Below are 501 nucleotides of genomic sequence, written 5' to 3'. Positions count from 1 at the left end.
GGATTCGCCTACACCGCGTTTGTCGTGGATGTCTTCAGCCGAAAAATTGTTGGTGTTGCTACACGCTCGACGATGCGTACCGATGCGCTGCCCATGGAGGCTTTGGAGCATGCGTTAACGACTGCAGGGCGAATTCATGGAAACCAGCTGATTCACCACAGCGATCGGGGCAGCCAGTACGTGTCACTGAAGTATTCCACCGCGCTAGCGGAATCCGGAATCCGTCCGAGTGTGGGAACAGTCGGCGATTCTTATGACAATGCTCTAGCCGAAACAGTCAATGGTCTCTACAAGGCGGAACTGATTCATGCCCAAGGCCCGTGGACGTCGGTCGGAGAAGTCGAATTGGCCACCTTGCGGTGGGTGTATTGGTGGAACACCAAGCGGCTTCATGAAGCTTTGGACTACGCCACCCCACAGGAAGTAGAAACCGAGTACTATCTCACCCAGCCCATCAACACAGGGCCGTAAAAGAAGCGGAACTAAACCCAGGACGCTTCA

The 501-nt window shown here is 54.7% G+C and carries 1 protein-coding gene; it reads left to right on the top strand.

Annotation, left to right across the window (positions count from 1 at the left end; translation table 11 throughout):
• Positions 1-471 (top strand): integrase core domain-containing protein (locus HMPREF3155_RS09685; protein ID WP_148138238.1); only part of this gene is annotated, 471 nt, incomplete at its 5' end.
• Between the last annotated feature and the right edge of the window lie 30 nt (positions 472-501).

Origin of the sequence: Corynebacterium sp. HMSC06D04 (assembly GCF_001807315.1) — a bacterium.
Classification (GTDB): Bacteria; Actinomycetota; Actinomycetes; order Mycobacteriales; family Mycobacteriaceae; genus Corynebacterium; species Corynebacterium simulans.
Note: the sequence above shows the minus strand (reverse complement) of the source record. Positions and strands in the feature narration are given on the sequence as shown.